This window comes from Tenacibaculum xiamenense (assembly GCF_964513065.1).
Taxonomy (GTDB): Bacteria; Bacteroidota; Bacteroidia; order Flavobacteriales; family Flavobacteriaceae; genus Polaribacter; species Polaribacter xiamenense.
The window spans coordinates 271,984-290,207 of record NZ_CAZEQU010000011.1 but is presented as its reverse complement, the minus strand read 5'-3'; the positions used below and the strand labels follow the sequence as shown (position 1 = coordinate 290,207).

13 protein-coding genes are annotated in these 18,224 nt (G+C 32.7%); 5 read left to right on the top strand and 8 right to left on the bottom strand.

The features are described from left to right. Positions 1 to 39 precede the first annotated feature (39 nt). Both ACKTTV_RS04515 and ACKTTV_RS04510 read left to right on the top strand, forming a co-directional pair. A complete protein-coding gene (locus ACKTTV_RS04515; protein WP_408029621.1) occupies positions 40 to 1,488 on the top strand; it encodes a T9SS type A sorting domain-containing protein in 1,449 nt (482 codons plus the stop codon). A 134-nt stretch (positions 1,489 to 1,622) separates the two neighbouring features. Continuing rightward, positions 1,623 to 5,921 carry a T9SS type A sorting domain-containing protein gene (locus ACKTTV_RS04510; protein ID WP_408029620.1) on the top strand — a complete coding sequence of 1,433 codons (4,299 nt, stop codon included), beginning with the start codon at positions 1,623 to 1,625 and terminating at the stop codon, positions 5,919 to 5,921. Between the two features lies 1 nt (position 5,922). Here the strand turns inward: ACKTTV_RS04510 and mgtE are convergent, their stop codons facing one another. The 4 genes from mgtE to ACKTTV_RS04490 form a co-directional block, all read right to left on the bottom strand. Next, positions 5,923 to 7,272, bottom strand: coding sequence for a magnesium transporter (gene mgtE / locus ACKTTV_RS04505; protein WP_408029619.1), 1,350 nt, complete (start codon positions 7,270 to 7,272; stop codon positions 5,923 to 5,925). After that, a complete protein-coding gene (rsmA, locus tag ACKTTV_RS04500) occupies positions 7,253 to 8,065 on the bottom strand; it encodes a 16S rRNA (adenine(1518)-N(6)/adenine(1519)-N(6))-dimethyltransferase RsmA (protein ID WP_408029618.1) in 813 nt (270 codons plus the stop codon). Before rsmA ends, mgtE begins: the two co-directional genes overlap by 20 nt. A 36-nt stretch (positions 8,066 to 8,101) precedes the next feature. Continuing rightward, positions 8,102 to 8,431 carry a DUF4286 family protein gene (locus ACKTTV_RS04495; protein ID WP_408029617.1) on the bottom strand — a complete coding sequence of 110 codons (330 nt, stop codon included), beginning with the start codon at positions 8,429 to 8,431 and terminating at the stop codon, positions 8,102 to 8,104. Positions 8,432 to 8,502: 71 nt separating this feature from the next. Beyond that, a complete protein-coding gene (locus ACKTTV_RS04490) occupies positions 8,503 to 10,278 on the bottom strand; it encodes a tetratricopeptide repeat protein (protein ID WP_408029616.1) in 1,776 nt (591 codons plus the stop codon). Positions 10,279 to 10,484: 206 nt separating this feature from the next. Between ACKTTV_RS04490 and ACKTTV_RS04485 the strand changes: the two genes are divergently transcribed. Further along, entirely contained in the window at positions 10,485 to 10,628 is a 144-nt protein-coding gene (locus tag ACKTTV_RS04485) for a hypothetical protein (RefSeq protein ID WP_408029615.1), read from the top strand. A gap of 57 nt (positions 10,629 to 10,685) precedes the next feature. Here the strand turns inward: ACKTTV_RS04485 and serS are convergent, their stop codons facing one another. The 3 genes from serS to ACKTTV_RS04470 all read right to left on the bottom strand — a co-directional run bounded on the left by serS (position 10,686) and on the right by ACKTTV_RS04470 (position 13,350). Beyond that, a complete protein-coding gene (serS, locus tag ACKTTV_RS04480) occupies positions 10,686 to 11,960 on the bottom strand; it encodes a serine--tRNA ligase (protein ID WP_408029614.1) in 1,275 nt (424 codons plus the stop codon). 65 nt (positions 11,961 to 12,025) lie between these two features. Beyond that, positions 12,026 to 12,253, bottom strand: coding sequence for a helix-turn-helix domain-containing protein (locus ACKTTV_RS04475; protein ID WP_408029613.1), 228 nt, complete (start codon positions 12,251 to 12,253; stop codon positions 12,026 to 12,028). Between the two features lie 158 nt (positions 12,254 to 12,411). Next, on the bottom strand, positions 12,412 to 13,350 hold the full coding sequence (locus tag ACKTTV_RS04470) for a bifunctional riboflavin kinase/FAD synthetase (RefSeq protein WP_408029612.1): 939 nt from the start codon (positions 13,348 to 13,350) through the stop codon (positions 12,412 to 12,414). Between the two features lie 321 nt (positions 13,351 to 13,671). On the opposite strand from ACKTTV_RS04470, the gene ACKTTV_RS04465 reads away from it, so the two are divergent. Together ACKTTV_RS04465 and ACKTTV_RS04460 are read left to right on the top strand one after the other, a co-directional pair. Beyond that, positions 13,672 to 16,383, top strand: coding sequence for a TonB-dependent receptor (locus ACKTTV_RS04465; RefSeq protein WP_408029611.1), 2,712 nt, complete (start codon positions 13,672 to 13,674; stop codon positions 16,381 to 16,383). A 13-nt stretch (positions 16,384 to 16,396) separates the two neighbouring features. Continuing rightward, complete coding sequence (locus ACKTTV_RS04460) at positions 16,397 to 17,935, top strand: G-D-S-L family lipolytic protein (protein ID WP_408029610.1); 1,539 nt, start codon at positions 16,397 to 16,399, stop codon at positions 17,933 to 17,935. Between the two features lie 33 nt (positions 17,936 to 17,968). Here ACKTTV_RS04460 and ACKTTV_RS04455 read toward each other — a convergent pair whose 3' ends face one another. After that, complete coding sequence (locus tag ACKTTV_RS04455) at positions 17,969 to 18,190, bottom strand: hypothetical protein (protein WP_408029609.1); 222 nt, start codon at positions 18,188 to 18,190, stop codon at positions 17,969 to 17,971. Positions 18,191 to 18,224: the final 34 nt, after the last annotated feature.

Below are 18,224 nucleotides of genomic sequence, written 5' to 3'. Positions count from 1 at the left end.
ATACTTTTACCAAAAACTAAAATAACCAAAAGAAGAATTGTGAAAACCAACAAACTACTATTTAACCTCCCCCTTTTCCTATTCACTTTAACCACAATCGCCAATGAAATAGTTGATATTCCTGACCCAAAGTTTAAGCAAATATTGCTAGATCGGTTATACATAAACACTAATGGTGATGATGAAATACAAATCTCTGAAGCCGAAGCTTTCGACGGTTTCCTAAATTGTAGGAATCGAGAAATAAAAAGCTTAAAAGGTATTGAAGCATTTATTAATATTGTTCGTCTTGATTGTTCAATTAATGAGATTCAAAATCTAGATCTATCGAAAAATGTCGAGTTGACCCGTGTAAATTGTGGGGGAAACTTGTTGAGGAGTATAAACATTTCCCAGTGTATAAAACTCACAGATCTAAATTGTAATAATAACCTCTACCTTTCTGCATTTGATCTTAGCACTTGTGTCAATTTAGAAAAGATTGATTTTTCTCAATGTAAACTTGTTGAAGCTGATTTAAGCAACAATATTAATTTAATGTCTTTAGATGGGCGAAAAAATGCATTGACATCCATTACATTTCCAAACAATGGTAAGTTAAGATCAGTTAGGTTAGAGAATAACAAACTGGTTGATATTGATTTTAAAACAAATGATAATCTGCGAATTGTAGGAGCTTCTTATAATGAACTTCAATCAATTAATATAAGTGGATGTTCACGTTTACGAACCATTCATATTATTAATAACCATCTTCCAACGATTAACACTTCTAGAAATTTAGAATTAGAATCTTTACAGCTAAACACAAATGAAATTACACAGTTGGATCTTTCAGAAAATATAAGATTAAGATCATTAGGTGTGAGAAGTAATCATTTGAAAAATATTGATTTAAGCAAAAATATTGCCTTGAGGTTTTTAACCATATCATATAATCAGATTGAAGGACTTGACCTCTCTAAAAACTTACTATTAGAAACCATATACGCTTCAAACAATGAGATTAAAGAATTGGATCTTTCTGTAAACATAGCTCTTGAAACAGTTTCGTTTCGATCTAATAGGTTAGAGTCACTGAACCTTAAAAATGGAAAGAATACTTTGATAACTACTTTTGAGGCAAATGAAAATCCAAATTTGACATGTATCCAAGTAGATAACCCAACTGATTCAGCTAATAATGCAGCTTGGAAAAAAGATGATCCAGCAATTTATAGTGAAACCTGTCAAACAGCTTCAATTGACGACCCTCTCTTTAATGATGAGGTTGGAGTGGTACCAAACCCAGTAATTAATAACGCCAAAGTTACTTTGAAGAATCAATATGATTATAAAAAGTGTACCATCTTTAATAATCTTGGGCAAGAAGTATTTAAGACAACTTCTCATGAATTAGACCTATCTGGATTAACCAAAGGGTTATACTTACTCAAAGTAGAAGGAAAAGATGGTCGAGTAGCTATTAAAAAAATAATTAAAAGCTAGTTTTTTTCAAACGAAATAAAGCTTCTTTTTATGATAAAATAAGATTGTAAAGTTTCCCCTTTACTGAATCTTAGGCTTCCTATTTGAGTGAAAAATCAACCTATATTTTAATTTTTTATTAATCGAAATTTATTGTGAGAAACATTAAACTACTAATTTTATTTATCCCCCTTATCTCGTTTTCATTTTCATATGCCAATGAAATTGTGAACATCCCAGATCAAAAGTTTAAGGACTATTTGGTCAATAACACATCCATTAATACCAATGGCGATGGCGAAATTCAGGTGTCAGAGGCAAATGTCTTTACAGGAAGTATTGATTGTAGACATAGCAGTATTTCATCTTTAAAAGGAATAGAGGCGTTTATCAACTTAACCAAATTGAATTGTTCTGGAAACCTCTTAACAAGTCTTGATTTATCAAATAATGTTGAGTTAACCCATTTGGATTGTGAAGCTAATAGCTTTCAGAGCTTGATGATAAACAATCCTAAACTCGTTGATTTAAAGTTTGGTTTAAATGAATCATTAACAACAATTGATGTTTCTCAAAGTTTGGCTTTAAAGAATGTTTATTTTTATGGAACTAAGCTAACAAACATTGATCTAAGCCAGAATATTAATTTATTAGAAATTGATGCAAATGGTGGAGACTTAAGTAATATAGAAATTCCAGGTAATGGTAATTTGACAGATTTTAAGCTTACTGGCTCAAGAATTACACATTTGGATTTTAAGAATAATAATGACTTAAAGAGTATTATTTTAAATAATGGACCATTTCAAACTATTAATATATCTAATTGTGTCAACCTTGAAAATTTAGATATTAGTGATACAAAAATTGCTCAGTTGGATTTGTCGAAAAACATAAAGTTAAAAAAGTTAACAAGCATGAGAACTTCACTGAAAGAACTCGATTGCTCGTTTAATCCAGATCTTACTTTTCTAATAGCTTTTAATTGCGATGAATTGACATCAATTAACGTCACAAATTGTTTAGGCTTAAGGGAGATTTATTTTTCTAAAAGTAACCTTTCACGTATAGATTTAAGTACGAATACAAGATTAGAAAAAATTGAAGGCTATGAAAATAAATTGGAAGAAATATTGTTGCCTAATGCCCAAAGAATAAGGTTATTGAGTTTGAGTGATAATATGCTGACTAGTATTAATGTTTCTAATTATAGAACTTTAAGAACTTTGTTTTTGAATGGAAATCAATTAAAGGCATTAGATGTTTCTGGTAATACTCAATTAAGTTCATTGAACTGTTCCAACAATTTTATTGAAAATATTGATGTTACAGATAACTTATTGTTAAGACGAGTATATGTTGGTAATAATAAGTTGAAAAGTTTAAATATTAAAAATGGAAGGAATAATAGAATAGCTAATTTCAACGCATTAGGAAATCCTGATTTAACTTGTATTCAAGTTGATGATCCGGTACAGTCTGGAGGTAATGCTAATTGGATAAAGGACGATACCGCTACATTTAAAGAAACATGTGAAACAGAAGCCATTGTTGATATACCCGATGCAAACTTCAAAGCCTATTTAGTAGGTACATCAGCTATAAATACCAATGGAGATACTGAAATTCAAGTGTCAGAGGCAACTGCTTTCGTTGGAAATATTGAATGTAGAAGTAAAGATATAGCCAATTTAAAGGGAATAGAAGCCTTTGTAAATATTGTCAAATTAGATTGTTCACATAATCGTTTGGTAAATCTGGACTTGTCTGAGAATAAAAAATTAACACATTTAGAATCTTATGGAAATCAGGCTTTGTCAAATGTAAATTTGATCAATAATATAGAGCTTAAAGATTTAAGTCTAGGATATGATGCATTAATCAATGTAGACGTGTCAAAGTGCTTAAAGCTAGAGCGAATTTCAGCCGTCGATTCTAAGGTAACTGGATTAGATTTAAGTACAAATGTTAATTTGAGAAAAGTTGTCTTTACGGGGGCTAAATTAGAAAATTTGGTTCTCCCTAGCAATAGTAAGTTAGAAGAAGTAGATGTTGATCATACGAAGCTTACGGTAATCGATTTTAAAAACAACATTCGTTTAAAGAAAATTAAATTGTTTAGAAATCAGCAGTTGAGAGGTGTTAACATTTCATTATGTACAGACTTAAGGGAAATTGAAGCAACCGAAAATGGACTTGCCGCAATTGATATTAGTCAAAACACTGCCTTAGGGAAGGCTTTTCTAAAAAATAATCGTTTGGAAAATATAGTATTACCAGTTTATTCAAGACAATTAAGAACATTAGGCTTGAATAATAACAACTTGGATAATATTAATACTTCTGGACTAGTGAATTTAAGTACCTTAAGCTTAAATAACAATAACTTTACTACTCTGAATGTGACTCACAATCGATTTTTGCGTGTTTTGTATTGTGAAGAAAATAATATTCAAGAATTAAACCTGTCAAACAATCCTATTCTGACAACTCTAAACGCTAAAAAGAATGAAATAAATAAAATTGATTTGCCTCGAGTTGGAAGATTGCTCAACCTTAGGATTCAAAATAATAAGTTAGCGCAAATTGATTTATCAGGAAACAGGTTGTTGTCCGTTTTAAATGTCGATAATAATCAATTGGAAGAACTCGACTTATCTAGAAATGTTAAATTAACAACTGTTTCATGTAAAGATAATAAACTTAAGAGCTTAGATGTTAAAAATGGAAGAAATACAGATATAACAAGTTTTACAGCTACATCAAACCCAGATTTAGGTTGTATTCAGGTAGATGACGCAGGACAGTCTGATAGTAATGCTGCTTGGGTAAAAGATGATACGGCAGCCTATAGAGAATCATGTCAAATAGAGGCTATTGTTGATATACCTGATGCCAACTTTAAAGCTTATTTATTAGGAATTCCTGCCATAAACTCTAATGGAGATACTGAAATTCAAGTGCCGGAGGCGGAAGCATTCACTGGAAACATTTTTTGTAGTGATAAAAGCATTACGTCTCTTAAAGGAATAGAAGCGTTTATTAAGATAGTGAAGTTAGATTGTTCAAAGAACGATTTAAGTATTCTTGATTTATCGACGAATACTAAGCTAACTCATTTAAATTTTACAGGGAATAGACGTTTGTCAAATGTAAGTTTAGCTAATAATACAGCGCTTATTGATTTAACTTTTGGAGAGAATGATGGTTTGGTAAGCTTAGATGTAACGGAATGTTTAGCTTTAGAAAATATTATAGCTACAGGGTCAGGTTTAACAAATTTAAATTTAAGCTCAAATGTTAACTTGTTAAAAGTTAGTTTTACAGGAACTTATCTTGAGGAGGTTCAAATTCCTAATAATAGTAAAATAGAAGAGCTAGCGTTTTCTCATACAAAACTTACAACAGTTGATTTTAAGCGCAATATTCGTTTGAAAAAAATTCATCTATTAGATAATCTTTCTTTAACCAATATTAATGTTTCTGCCTGTACTAACTTAAGAGAAGTTTCTGCTGTTCGATGTGCACTTACAGGTTTAGATATTAGCAGTAATTTAAGATTAGAGAAAGCCATATGCTCTCATAATAAAATTGATAATGTAGTACTGCCAGATTATTCTGTGCAATTAAAAACAATAGACTTAAGCAATAATAAGCTAGAAAACATTAACACTAGGGGTGTTATAAACTTAAGAACTCTAAATATAAATGAAAACAACTTTACCGTATTAAACACGGCTGACAATAGGTTGTTGAAAAGTTTGTTTTGCGTTGGAAATAATATTGAAGAACTAGATGTCTCAGACAATTTGTATTTAACAGATTTGTGGGCTGGAAATAATAAAATCAATAAAGTTAACTTGAATAGAGCTATTCGTTTAACTGATCTTTATTTACAAGATAATCTATTGACGGAAATAGATCTATCGGAAAACAGATCTCTATCGATTATCAATGTTAACAATAACAAGCTAGAGGCACTTGATTTATCTAGAAATACTAGACTTACCAGTGTTTCATGTGAAAACAATAAGCTAAGAAGCCTAAATATTAAGAATAGAAGGAATACGAATATCACAGGTTTTGTTGCGTTGAATAATCCAGATTTAAATTGTATTCAAGTTGATAATGCTCAGCAATCTTTGGGTAATGCAGCATGGGAAAAGGATGCAGCAGCAATTTTTAGTGAAAATTGTCAAACAGCTTCTGTTGACGATGAATATTTTAAAAATGAGGTTAAAGTTGCACCTAACCCAGTAAGTCATACATTAGTTATTTCATTAAAGAACAATAGCGAGTTTAAAAACTGTACTTTATATAACCTTTTAGGAACAAAATTATTGAGTACTCAAAGTAGTTCAATTGATATGTCAGGATATCCGAATGGAATATATTTGGTAAAAATTACAGGAACCAACGGAAAAACAGCTACAAGAAAAGTTATTAAAAAGTAATTTACACTCCCAATATCAATTGAGCAATTAGGAAGTAAATTAATATTCCAAAAATATCATTACTAGTAGTAATAAAAGGCCCTGTTGCAATAGCAGGGTCTATTCCTCTTTTATCCAAAAACAAAGGAATAAAGGTACCTATTAAGCCTGCTACGACGATAACAACAATTAAAGATACAGAGATAGCCAAAGCTTTCATAAAGTCGCGCTCGTAAGCTAAAACAAATAAAAATAAGAAAATCGCTAACACTACTCCATTCAATAATGCCAAAAGCATCTCTTTAACCAAACGATTTTTAATACTCCCTTTTACATCATCATTGGCAAGTCCTTGAACGATAATAGCGGAAGATTGTACTCCAACATTACCTGCCATTGCTGCAATTAATGGCGTAAAGAAAAATAAGAATGCATGTTTTTTGAAAGTATGTTCGAATTCACCCATAATTAAAAAGGCTCCAATACCTCCAATTAAACCTAAAAACAACCAAGGAAGTCTTGCCTTTGTAAGTTGAATAATTGAATCACCTGCTTCAACATCTTGGGTAATTCCGGCTGCTAACTGATAATCTTTATCGGCTTCTTCTTTAATAACATCAACAATATCATCAATGGTAATTCGTCCAACTAAAACACCTAGCTCATCAACAACAGGAATTGCTTCTAAGTCATATTTCATCATAACATTAGCAATATCTTCAGCTTTGTCATGAACATTTACAAAATCAACTTTAGGAATATATACATCGGCAATTTTCGATCGAGTAGAAGCCATCAGTAGATCTTTTAAAGATAATCGACCTTTTAGTTTTCCATCACTATCAACCACGTAAATAGAATGAACTCTTGTAACTTCTTCAGCTTGTAAACGCATTTCTTTTACGCAAGTAAGTACATTCCAGTTCTCGTTTACTTTTACAAGCTCTTTTGCCATTAATCCACCAGCTGTGTCCTCATCGTATCGAAGTAATTCAACAATTTCTTTGGCGTGTTCTTTGTCCTCAATCTTTTGAATAACCTCTTGTTTCCTTTCTTCTGGAAGTTCGGCAATGACATCGGCTGCATCATCGGTATCTAACTCTTCAATTTCTTCGGCAATTTCTTTAGAAGAAAGTCTTTCAAATATTTTTTCACGAACATCTTCATCCACATCCATTAAAACATCGGCAGTGGTTTCAGAATCTAATAAACGAATAATATAAATAGCATCGTCAAAAGAAAGTTCCTCTAAAACTTCAGCAATATCGGCATGATGTGTCTCTGCAAAAAAGTCGTTTAAAGCAACGTCTTTTTTGTTTAGAATTAAATCTTCTACATTCTCAATAAGTTCTTTAGTGATTTCCAGTGCCATTGTTTGCTATTTTAGATGTTAAATCAACAAAATCCTGTACTGACAGTTGTTCAGGACGCATAGCAAATATAGGGTCTTCTTTTAAAGTGACCGAAAGATTAAATGATTTTAAACTTGAACGAAGCATTTTTCTTCGTTGGTTAAAGGCTGTTTTTACTACTCTAAAAAATAAAGCTTCGTCAACAGGAAGTGTATAGTTCTCTTTTCTAATGAGTCGGATAACTCCTGAGTCAACTTTAGGCGGTGGATTAAAAACAGTAGGCGGTACTGTAAATAAATATTCAGCATCGTAGAAGGCCTGAGTAAGTACTGAAAGTATTCCATAGGTTTTACTTCCTTTTTTCTCGGCGATACGTTGAGCTACCTCTTTTTGAAACATTCCTGAAAACTCTGGAACAAATTCACGATTCTCTATTGCCTTAAATACGATTTGAGAAGAAATGTTATATGGAAAGTTACCAATAATGGCCACTTGATTTCCCGAAAAAAAAGTTTTTAAATTTTGCTTTAAAAAGTCGCCTTCAACAATAGTAAATTTTTCAGCAGAGGTATCCAGTTTAATATGCTCCAATGGAAATGTTTCCTGTAAATAAGTTACTGACTCAGAATCAAGCTCCATGACAGTAACTTTTGGTCTTTTTTCTAGTAAATATTTTGTAAGAACTCCCATTCCTGGACCAATCTCTAAAACATTGTCATAGCCTTGTTCTGTTAGAGAATCAGCTATTTTTTTCGCTATATTTTCATCAGTTAAAAAATGTTGTCCTAAATGTTTTTTCGCTCTTACACTCATTTCTTTCAGTTATCGTTTTAAGAATTTTTAAAACTATTAGTTATTATTTGAAACAGGATAAAACTCTTTAATAAGCTTTAATTCTGTTCTAAAAGCTAACATTTTATCAGCGAATTTTTTCATTCCATCGCCTCTTAATTTTTCTGCGCTAAACTTATAATAGTTCTCTAAGTCTTCTTTTGTCTTAGCACTATATTGAATAGAATAGGTAACACCTCCCATTTCTTCTTCGACTAAAACCTGTGTCATTTTTGCACTTAAAAAATGACCTGTAGCTAAAACTTCTGGTATATGTTTTTCAATCCAAACTAACCATTCAGCTTGAATACTTTCGTCTACGTTTACAGTAACGTTATATATGTACATAAATTTAAATTCGATAAAAATGCAAAGATATAGGGTACATTAGTACGTGAAATAGTCTATGCATGAGTTAATTAAATGTCGTCGCCTCTTAACCTTCTAAACTTTCTTCTTGCGTCTACTAAATAGATGCTTGAAGCGTGGTCAAAAATAATCTTTTGGTAGTATTCTGAAGCCTTTTTCGGGTTATTTAATTTTGTATTGTATAATTCTGCTAAAGCATACAAACTATTATCAATTAAAACCCCTTCAGGATTTAGCAATAGGACTTTTTCAAAATTAGAAATAGCCTCATTAAATTTTTCCTTTTTTACATAAAGTTCTGCTTGTTTAAATAGAGCTTCATCTTCAATTGGTTGATTTTTGTAGTTTGTGATAACCTCTGATAAAATACTAATAGCTTCCTCATTTTTATTTTGATAAGCAAGTAAATCTGCTTTTGCATATTCTTTCAATCCTGTAGGAATACTATCTGAAGGTTGATTGTCCGAAATGGTTAAAAAAAGCTCAGTGGCATCATTGGCTATTAGTTGTGTAGCGGAACCTTTTAATATTTTTAATTGTGCTTTTGCCCAAGTAAAATCGCTTTTAAAATAGGAGGTTTGGGCTACTTTAAAGCGAGCTTCTTGCGCCAATTGATGATTCTTAAACTTTGTTTGAACTTGAGAGAAATAAATTAAGGCTTTATTAAACTTTCTTGTAAACACAAGGACTTCTCCTAGTTTTAATTTAACGGAGGCCTTAGCAAACTTTGAACCAGCCAAACTCAGTGCTTTTTCTAAAACAGAAATAGCCTCTTCTGGATTGTTTCGTTGAAAGGTTAAAAAATCAGCATAGGCAAGTTGTATGTATATAGTTTTTCTACTGATACCATATTGATCTAAAACTGATTTAAACTTGTTATCTAACTCTGGTTCTTTGTTGGCAATATCAATAATTAAGTTCATGTAAATGGCATGAAACTTATCGCTTTCATAATTTGTTTTTTCAATAACTAAGTTAAAACAATCTTTAGCCGTATCATTATCTAAATTATCAAAGGCTATCTTACCTAGCTCTTTCACACTAGATAAATGATCTGCATCACGAGCTATTAAAGCTTTGTATTGAGTTAATGCTTTTTGATATTGTTTTTGTTTTATAAAAAGCCAAGCAAGAAGATTATTCCAGATGTTTTTTGGGTTGCTAATAGATTTTCTTAGTAATGCTTTCTTGAATAGAATATTATTTTCGTTTTCTGGCTCTTCATTAATGTATCGGTTTGCATAACGTTTTACATTGTTAACGAAGTTCTCATTCTTATCTACTAGATCAACATAAGATTCAAACATTTTTCCAAAATCTCCTTTTTCACCATAAATCTGAGCTAGCTGAAATCCAAAATTAGCTTTTGGATTTTGTTCCATAACAGTGGTATATGCCTCAATAGCGTAATCCAGTTTATTATATTCTTTAAAAAGATTGGCTGTTACGCTACCATACCCTCGTTTACTTTTAATGGTTTCTAGTGCTTTTTGATAGTATTCATTCGCTTTATCAGAAAGCTGTTGTCTTTCGTAGTTATGTCCTAAGACTACTAGAAGAAAAGTTTGCTTTGGAAATCTTTTAATTTTTTCGGTAACAAGGGTTTCAACCAAAGAAAACTGATTTGTTTCTTGATAACAGGTAACTAATCGTTTTAAATAAGTAGTATTATATGGACTCTTTTTATATAATTCTTTATAAAGTTGAATCGCTTTTTTGAACTCATTATTTCTGAAATAATTTTCAGCAATGATAAAATTGTTCTTCTGAGCAAAAGAAAAAGAACAAAGAAAAAACAAAAAAAGAAAGGCTATATTTTTTTTCATTAAAATGGGACCAATGAATTTTTAGAAACACTAGTTACACAAAAATCTTAAAAAAAGACCTATTATCAAAGGGTTACTTTCTTTTTAAATATTTTATAACAAATTAATATCACAGAAAACAAGTTTCGTTTACAACATAAAATTCAACAAAATTATTTTTTGGCACGAACTTTGTTTTCTATGTAGCATAACTAAATTATACACAAATGAAAACTTTATCAAAACAATACGAATCGGCAAAAGAAAGAGCAAATGAGTTTATGAAAAACGGACAAATATCTCAGTATTTTGATGCTCTTTTAGAAATGAATAGATATAAGAAATTAATGGTTGCAGTAATTGCAAACTAAAAAAGTAAGTTTCTACAGAAACTTACTTTTTGTTTTATACATCCCTAATTATAAGAATTAATCGATCATATCGAAACCACAATAAGGAACTAATACTTCAGGAATTTTTATTCCATTTTCCGTCTGATAATTTTCTAGGATTCCAGCTAATACTCTAGGTAAAGCCAATGAACTACCATTTAAGGTGTGGGCTAATTGACTTTTTCCATCCTTGTTTTTAAAACGTAGTTTTAATCTGTTAGCTTGATACGTTTCAAAATTCGAAGCAGAACTAATTTCTAACCAACGTTCTTGAGCAGTAGAGTACAACTCAAAATCGAAAGTTAAAGCTGAGGTAAAACCAGTATCACCACCACATAAACGTAAAATTCTATAAGGTAGTTTTAACTCTCTTAAAATATCTTTAATATGCTCAACCATTCCGTTTAAAGCATTATAAGAATTATCTGGATGCTCTACTCTTACGATTTCAACCTTGTCAAACTGATGCAATCTGTTTAAACCTCTTACATGTGCTCCATAACTTCCAGCTTCCCTTCTAAAACAAGGAGTGTATCCAGTGAAAGACTTAGGTAAGTCGGCCTCTTTCAATAAATCACCTCTAAGCATATTTGTTATTGGAACTTCTGCTGTTGGGATTAAATACAAATCATCAACTGTAATATGATACATTTGTCCTTCTTTATCTGGTAATTGACCAGTTCCGTAACCAGAAGCTTCATTAATTAAGTGAGGCACCTGTACTTCAGTATAACCAGCTGCCGTATTCTTATCTAAGAAATAAGAAATTAAAGCACGTTGTAAGCGAGCCCCTTTCCCTTTGTAAATAGGAAAACCAGCCCCAGTTACTTTTGCTCCAAGATCAAAATCGATAATATCATATTTCTTTGCAAGCTCCCAGTGAGGTAACGCTTTGTCACCAAGATCAGGAATAGTACCTTCTTTGTATACCTCTTCATTATCTTCCTCATTTTTTCCAGCAACTACCGAAGCATGTGGTACATTTGGAATTTGGTATAAAAGATCTTGTAGCTTATCCGAAACTGTATTTAGTTTCTCGGTAAGCTCTTTTGATTGCTCCTTTAACTGACCAGTTTTTTCTTTAATTAAGTTCGCTTTTTGAACTTCACCAGACTTAAAAAGAGCACCTATTTCCTTGGACAGCTTATTAGATTCAGCTAATACATTGTCTAGTAAAACTTGAGTAGATCTTCTAGCTTCGTCTGTATTTAATACTTCATCAATAATTGTTTCAGCATTTGCAAAATTACGCTTTGCAAGCCCTTCTAAAACAGTTTGTTTGTTTTCTCTAATAAACTGAATTTGTAACATCTTTTATTTTTTTAAGAAGAGCAAAGATAAAGGAAGTAATAGATTTAAGCAATGCCTTGTTAATACTAAATTTTTTCCATCATCATGAAGAAGTCAGATAGGGTGATATTGAAGTATTCGCATATTTTTTGTAGCGTAGAAATGGTGATGTTAGTTTTCCCCTGTTCAATCCTCGCTAAATGAATCCCCGTGTCAATATAAAATTCACTCAAAGTCACATTATACTCATCTCGTAGAATTTTAACGCAAAGGGCAATCTTTTTTAAAGTTATCTCCTCTTTTGACAGTATCATTCTTTTTTTTGATACAAATTCTTAAAAACATATGAATTACATAATGACAAGTGTGTCATTATAAAGACTTTAAAAGAATTAACTTTGTCTACAGTTGCGTCAAAGGCTAATTCTAGAGGTTTAAGAATAAGGGGGGATTTATTTAATAATTTTTGAAATTAGAAGTTGGCGTAACTTTTTAAGAATTCGCCCGCGTTTCTTTCATCTTTTTCTAATTGTTCTTTTAATTCATTTATCGAATTAAATTTTTGCTCCTCTCTTAGAAAATAGAGTAGCTCAATTGTGATTTGTTGACTGTATATATCTTTATTGAAATCGAAGAAATGTACTTCGATTGTTCGGTTATCACCACTGACAGTGGGTCTAACCCCTATATTCATCATTCCAAATACCGACTGGTTATCTATATTAGATTTGACAACATAGGCGCCCGTCTTTGGAATTAATTTGTATTCCTCCTCAATATGGATGTTTGCTGTAGGAAAACCTATTTTTCCCCCTAGTTGCTCCCCTGTCACCACTGTGCCTGTTAAACTAAAATTATACCCAAGGTATTTGTTAGCTGTTTTTAATTGGCCATTTAGAAGTGCTTTCCTAATTTTTGTAGAGCTAACCGAGACATGATCAATGTCTTGAGCTGGTATTTCCTCAACATGGAAGTCATATAAGTACGAATATTCCGTTAGTTGCTCTATGTTTCCTTCTCTGTTTTTTCCAAAATGATGATCGTATCCGATTATCAACTTATCAATATTCAACTTGTTTACCAAAACATCTCTAACAAAGTCTAATGCAGTAAGACGCGAAAACTCTCTGTCAAATGGATGAATAATTAAATAGTCAAGCCCTAGGTTTTCTAATTGTTGAGTTCTTTCCTTAATAGTGTTTATAAGCTGAATAGATACATCTTGTTGAAGCACCATTCTTGGATGAGGGAAGAAAGTAAGTACAACGGACTTCTTGTTATTTAATTTAGCATCCTCAATTAATTTCTTAATGATTTTTTGATGACCGATATGAACCCCATCAAAAGTTCCAATGGTAACATACGTTTTTTGAGAGGGATTAAAATCAAAAATAGAATGGGTTACTTCCAATTTACAATATAAATTTTTACAAATGTACAATTTGTAAGACACATTTTGAAACAGTATGTACATTTATACATAAACAAACATTGCAATCTGTTTGCGGTCTAATGGAAATTCAAAAAGGTAAAGTAGGATATTGGATTTTATGTTGTTTTCTACAGATTGCGGATTTTTCATTGAGATATAGGAGTTCAATGAAGTTGTGTTAAAATTTTCGCAAACGATTAGTAAAATATAGAGGTTTTAATAAAATTTAACACAAATAATTAGAAAAACAAAAAAAATCGTATTTTGCGTTTAGTTAACAAATTATTTTACACAATTATTATGATGAATAGATTATTACTAGTTGCATTTGCATTGTGCAGTAGTTTGATGTTTTCGCAAACAACAATTACGGGTACTGTGAATGACGCAACACTGGGAGGTCCCCTGCCAGGAGCTAATATCAAGGTTTCAAGAAAAGCTGTAGGTACAACTACAGATTTCGATGGAAAATTTACATTAACTGTTACAGACACCCCTCCTTTTACAATTGAAGTTTCTTTAATTGGTTATCAAACGAAATCGGTTGAGATAACACAAAACAATCAAAATGTAGAAGTGAGTTTGTCAGAAAATGATACTGCTTTGGATGAGGTAGTAGTTTCTGCTTCGAGAACTCCTGAACGTATTATGGAATCTCCAGTAACTGTTGAAAGAATGGATGTTAGAGAAATAAGAAATACCTCTTCTCCTTCATTCTACGATGGTTTAGAAAATCTTAAAGGTGTTGATATTAATGCAAACAGTTTAACTTTTAAATCTGTAAATACTCGTGGTTTCGCGACATTTGCAAATACAAGGTTTTTACAGTTAGTTGATGGGATGGATAATTCATCTCCTGCGTTAAATTTCGCAATAGGTAACTTACTAGGTTTATCAGAATTAGATGTTCAGAGTGTTGAATTACTTCCTGGAGCTTCTTCTGCATTATATGGTGCAAATGCCTTTAATGGTATTATGTTTATGACCAGTAAAAACCCATTTGACCATCAAGGGATTAGTACGGTGGTTAAAACAGGAATTACCAGTCAGGAAGCGGCAGGAGACAATGCTTTTTACGATGTAGGTATTAGAATGGCGCATGCTTTTGATGATAAGTTTGCAGCAAAAGCAACATTCTCTTTATTACAAGGAACTGAATGGTACGCTACAGATTATAGAAATACAAATGGAGATTTAGGAACTCATGTTCCTGGAGATAGGTCTAACAATGACTATGACGGATTAAACGTTTATGGTGATGAGGTTTCTACAAATCTTGGTGGAGCTATTGGAACAGTTAGTAGAACAGGGTATAATGAAGTAGATTTAATGAACTATGATGCAAGAAGCGTTAAGTTTGGTGGAGCTTTACATTACAGACCTTGGGGTAACGACCGTTTAGAATTAATTTATGATACTAAAATTGGGGTAGGAAATACCATTTATCAAGGTACAAATAGGTATAGCATCAAGAATTTCTTTATGCAACAACACAAGATTGAGGCTAGAGGTAAAAACTTCTTCGTAAGAGGATATGTTACCGATGAAGATGCAGGAGATTCTTATGATACTCGTTTCGCAGCTATCAATGTTAACAGAAAGTGGAAATCGGATACAGATTGGTTCACTCAATATGCTGGAGCTTATTTAATGACTGGTTCTCATGCAGAGGCTAGAAGAGTTGCAGATACAGGTAGACTTCTTCCTGGAACTCCTGGATTCCAAGCAGCTTTTGATGAAGTAGTTGCTGATGGTGATTTATCAACTGGAGCTAAGTTTATTGATAATACAAAGTTGTACCACGTTGATGCCAACTTAAATTTAAGAGACTATATTGATTGGGCTGAAGTTCAATTTGGAGGTTCTTACCGTCAATATGTTTTAAATTCTCAAGGAACAATATTTACTGACTTTGATGGTCCAATTGATTACGATGAATACGGAGTATATTCTCAAATTCAAAAGAAATTAATGGATGATCGTTTAAAGTTAACAGGATCTATCCGTTATGATAAAGCTCAAAACTTCGATGGTAATTTCTCACCTAGAATTTCGGTAGCTTACGCAGCTGGTGAAACAAGAGATCATAACTTCAGAGCTTCTTTCCAAACAGGATTCAGAAACCCAACAACTCAAGATCAATATATTGGTTTAAATGCAGGTAGAGCTTTCTTAGTAGGATCTGCTCCAGATAACTTAGATAGATATGTTACAACTCCTATAAACCTAAGTACTCCTGGTCAAGCTTTGACTGGAGATACTCAGAGATCAATTGTTGGTAGAAGTGCATATGAGAATGCATTTTCTTTGGCGTCTGTTTTAGCAGGAGCTCCAACAAAAGCGGTGGTAGATTTGGTAAAGCCAGAAAAAGTTACAGCTTATGAAGTTGGATATCGTGGAGTTATTCCTGTATCTGACCAAAAATTAAGTATTGATTTAAGTGTTTATTATAACCAATATGAAGATTTCATTGCAAATGAGAACGTAATGGTGCCATTATATGGAACTGTTGGAAATGCGGATGCTTTACTTGCTTTAGCAAATGGAGACACGAGAGTATTCTCAACATATACAAACTCTGCAGCAGATATTAGTTCATATGGAGCAACTATCGGATTAAATACAAAAGTTTTTAATGGGTTTAACTTAGGTGTTAACTATACTTATGCAAAGTTTGATTTTGATCAAGCTTCTGATCCTGACTTTGAGGCAGGGTTTAACACTCCTGAACATAAGGTGAAGTTACAGTTTGGAAAAACAAATTTGTTTGAAAACTTCGGATTTAACGTGAATGCTAGATGGCAAGATGAATACTTATGGGAATCTACTTTCTTAGATGCTGTTATCGATTCAAGAACAGTGATAGATGCACAGGTAAATTATAGAGTTCCAAAATGGAAGTCTGTATTTAAGTTAGGTGGAGCTAATTTAACAGGACAAGAGTATTTAAGTGCTCCTGGAGTTGGAGCAATAGGTTCACAGTATTTTATTTCTTGGACTATTAATAACTAAAAACGTGATGATGATGAAAAAAAATATAGGATGGGTTTTAGGTTTAGCAGTAGCTTTAACCGCCTGTGATGTAAATAATGAATTAGAAGAAATTCAAGGTCCAGTAGTTCCTGATGTTGCTTTGCAAGCAGGAAGTGCCGACTTTTCAAAATATATTTCAGTTGGAGCTTCCTTTACAGCAGGTTTCACTGATGGAGCAATGTTTATAAAAGGACAAGAGAATTCTTTTCCGAATATCTTGTCTGGAAAGTTTTCTATGGCCAATGGAGGTACTTTTAATCAACCATTAATGTCTGATAATATTGGTGGTTTGGTAAGTGGTACAACGGTAGTGCAAGAACCGCGTTTTTACTTTAATGGAGCTGGACCTGCAAGGCTTGATAAAATGCCAACGACACAAGTAGGTGTTCCAGCTACAGGGGCTCCAGACTTTCATAACTATGGTGTTCCAGGAGCAAAGAGCTTTCATTTTGTAGCACCTGGATATGGTTCTTTAGCAGGTTTGGCAAATGGTACGGCAAATCCTTACTTTGTAAGAATGTCACCAACACAATCTACTGTGATCGCAGAGGCTGTTTCCAAACAACCAACATTCTTTACACTGTCTGAAATCGGAGGAAATGATGTATTGGGATATGCAATTGCTGGAGGAGCAGGTGAAAACCAAACAGGAAACCCTGACCCTGCGACTTATGGATCAACAGATATTACAGATCCAGATCTTTTTGCGCAGACTTTCTCAGGTCTTGTTGATGCCTTAACCGCTAATGGAGCAAAAGGAGTTGTAGCAACAGTTCCTTATATTACTTCGTTGCCTTATTTTACAACAGTCCCTTATAACCCAGTACCAATGGATGCCGCTACAGCAGGAGCGGTAAATCAAGGATATGCTGCATATAACGTAGGAATACAACAGGCATTTGCGTTTTTAGTAGCAAACACCCCAATGACACAAGAAATGGCGGATGCTGAAATTGCAAAACGTACCATTACTTTTGCTGAAGGACAGAATGCTGTAGTAATTTTAGATGAAGAGGGATTAACTGATTTAACAGGAATTAATCCTCGATTACTGAGTTTAAGACAAACAACTGCTGACGATTTAATAGTGTTGCCTGCTTCAGCTTTTATTGGAACAACGGTTGGAGGTAATCCACAGATGATAAACGGGGTTTCAGCTCCATTAGGAGATCAGTGGGTTTTAACTGCTGAAGAAGTGGCTGGAGTAAAAACCGCTACTGATGCTTATAATGCTACAATAACTAGTGTTGCAAGTGCAAAAGGATTAGCGTTGGCTGATTTTAAAGCGCTTTTGGAGCAAGCATCTACTACAGGAATTGTATTTGATGAATTTACAACGAATGCAAGTCTTGTTTTCGGTGGTTTAGTAAGTCTAGATGGAATTCACTTAACGGGTAGAGGATATGCGTTAATGGCGAATACCATTTTAAAAGCTATTGATACAACATATGGATCGAATTTCGCAGATGCCACTAATGGATTGGCAAAAGCTGCAGATCATCCAACAAATTACTCTCCAGCATTGGAATAGTAATTTAAATAAACCAAATAAAAAGGTCGAAGATTAATCTTCGACCTTTTTGTTTTTATCAGAATCTAAAATGTATTTCTTGTACTTACCATCCTTGTATCGGTAATAAATAAAAACAGGCATAAGTATAAAGGCCATGTAAAATACTCCGAGCCCCATAACAACTTCTGCTTTTGGATGTTCAATATTGAGAAGTACAGCACCAGTAATCATCCAAAGCAAGAATATTGCGAATAATATTTTAATCAACTTCATTTTAAGTTATAATTATGCGTTGAGGTTGTAAAAT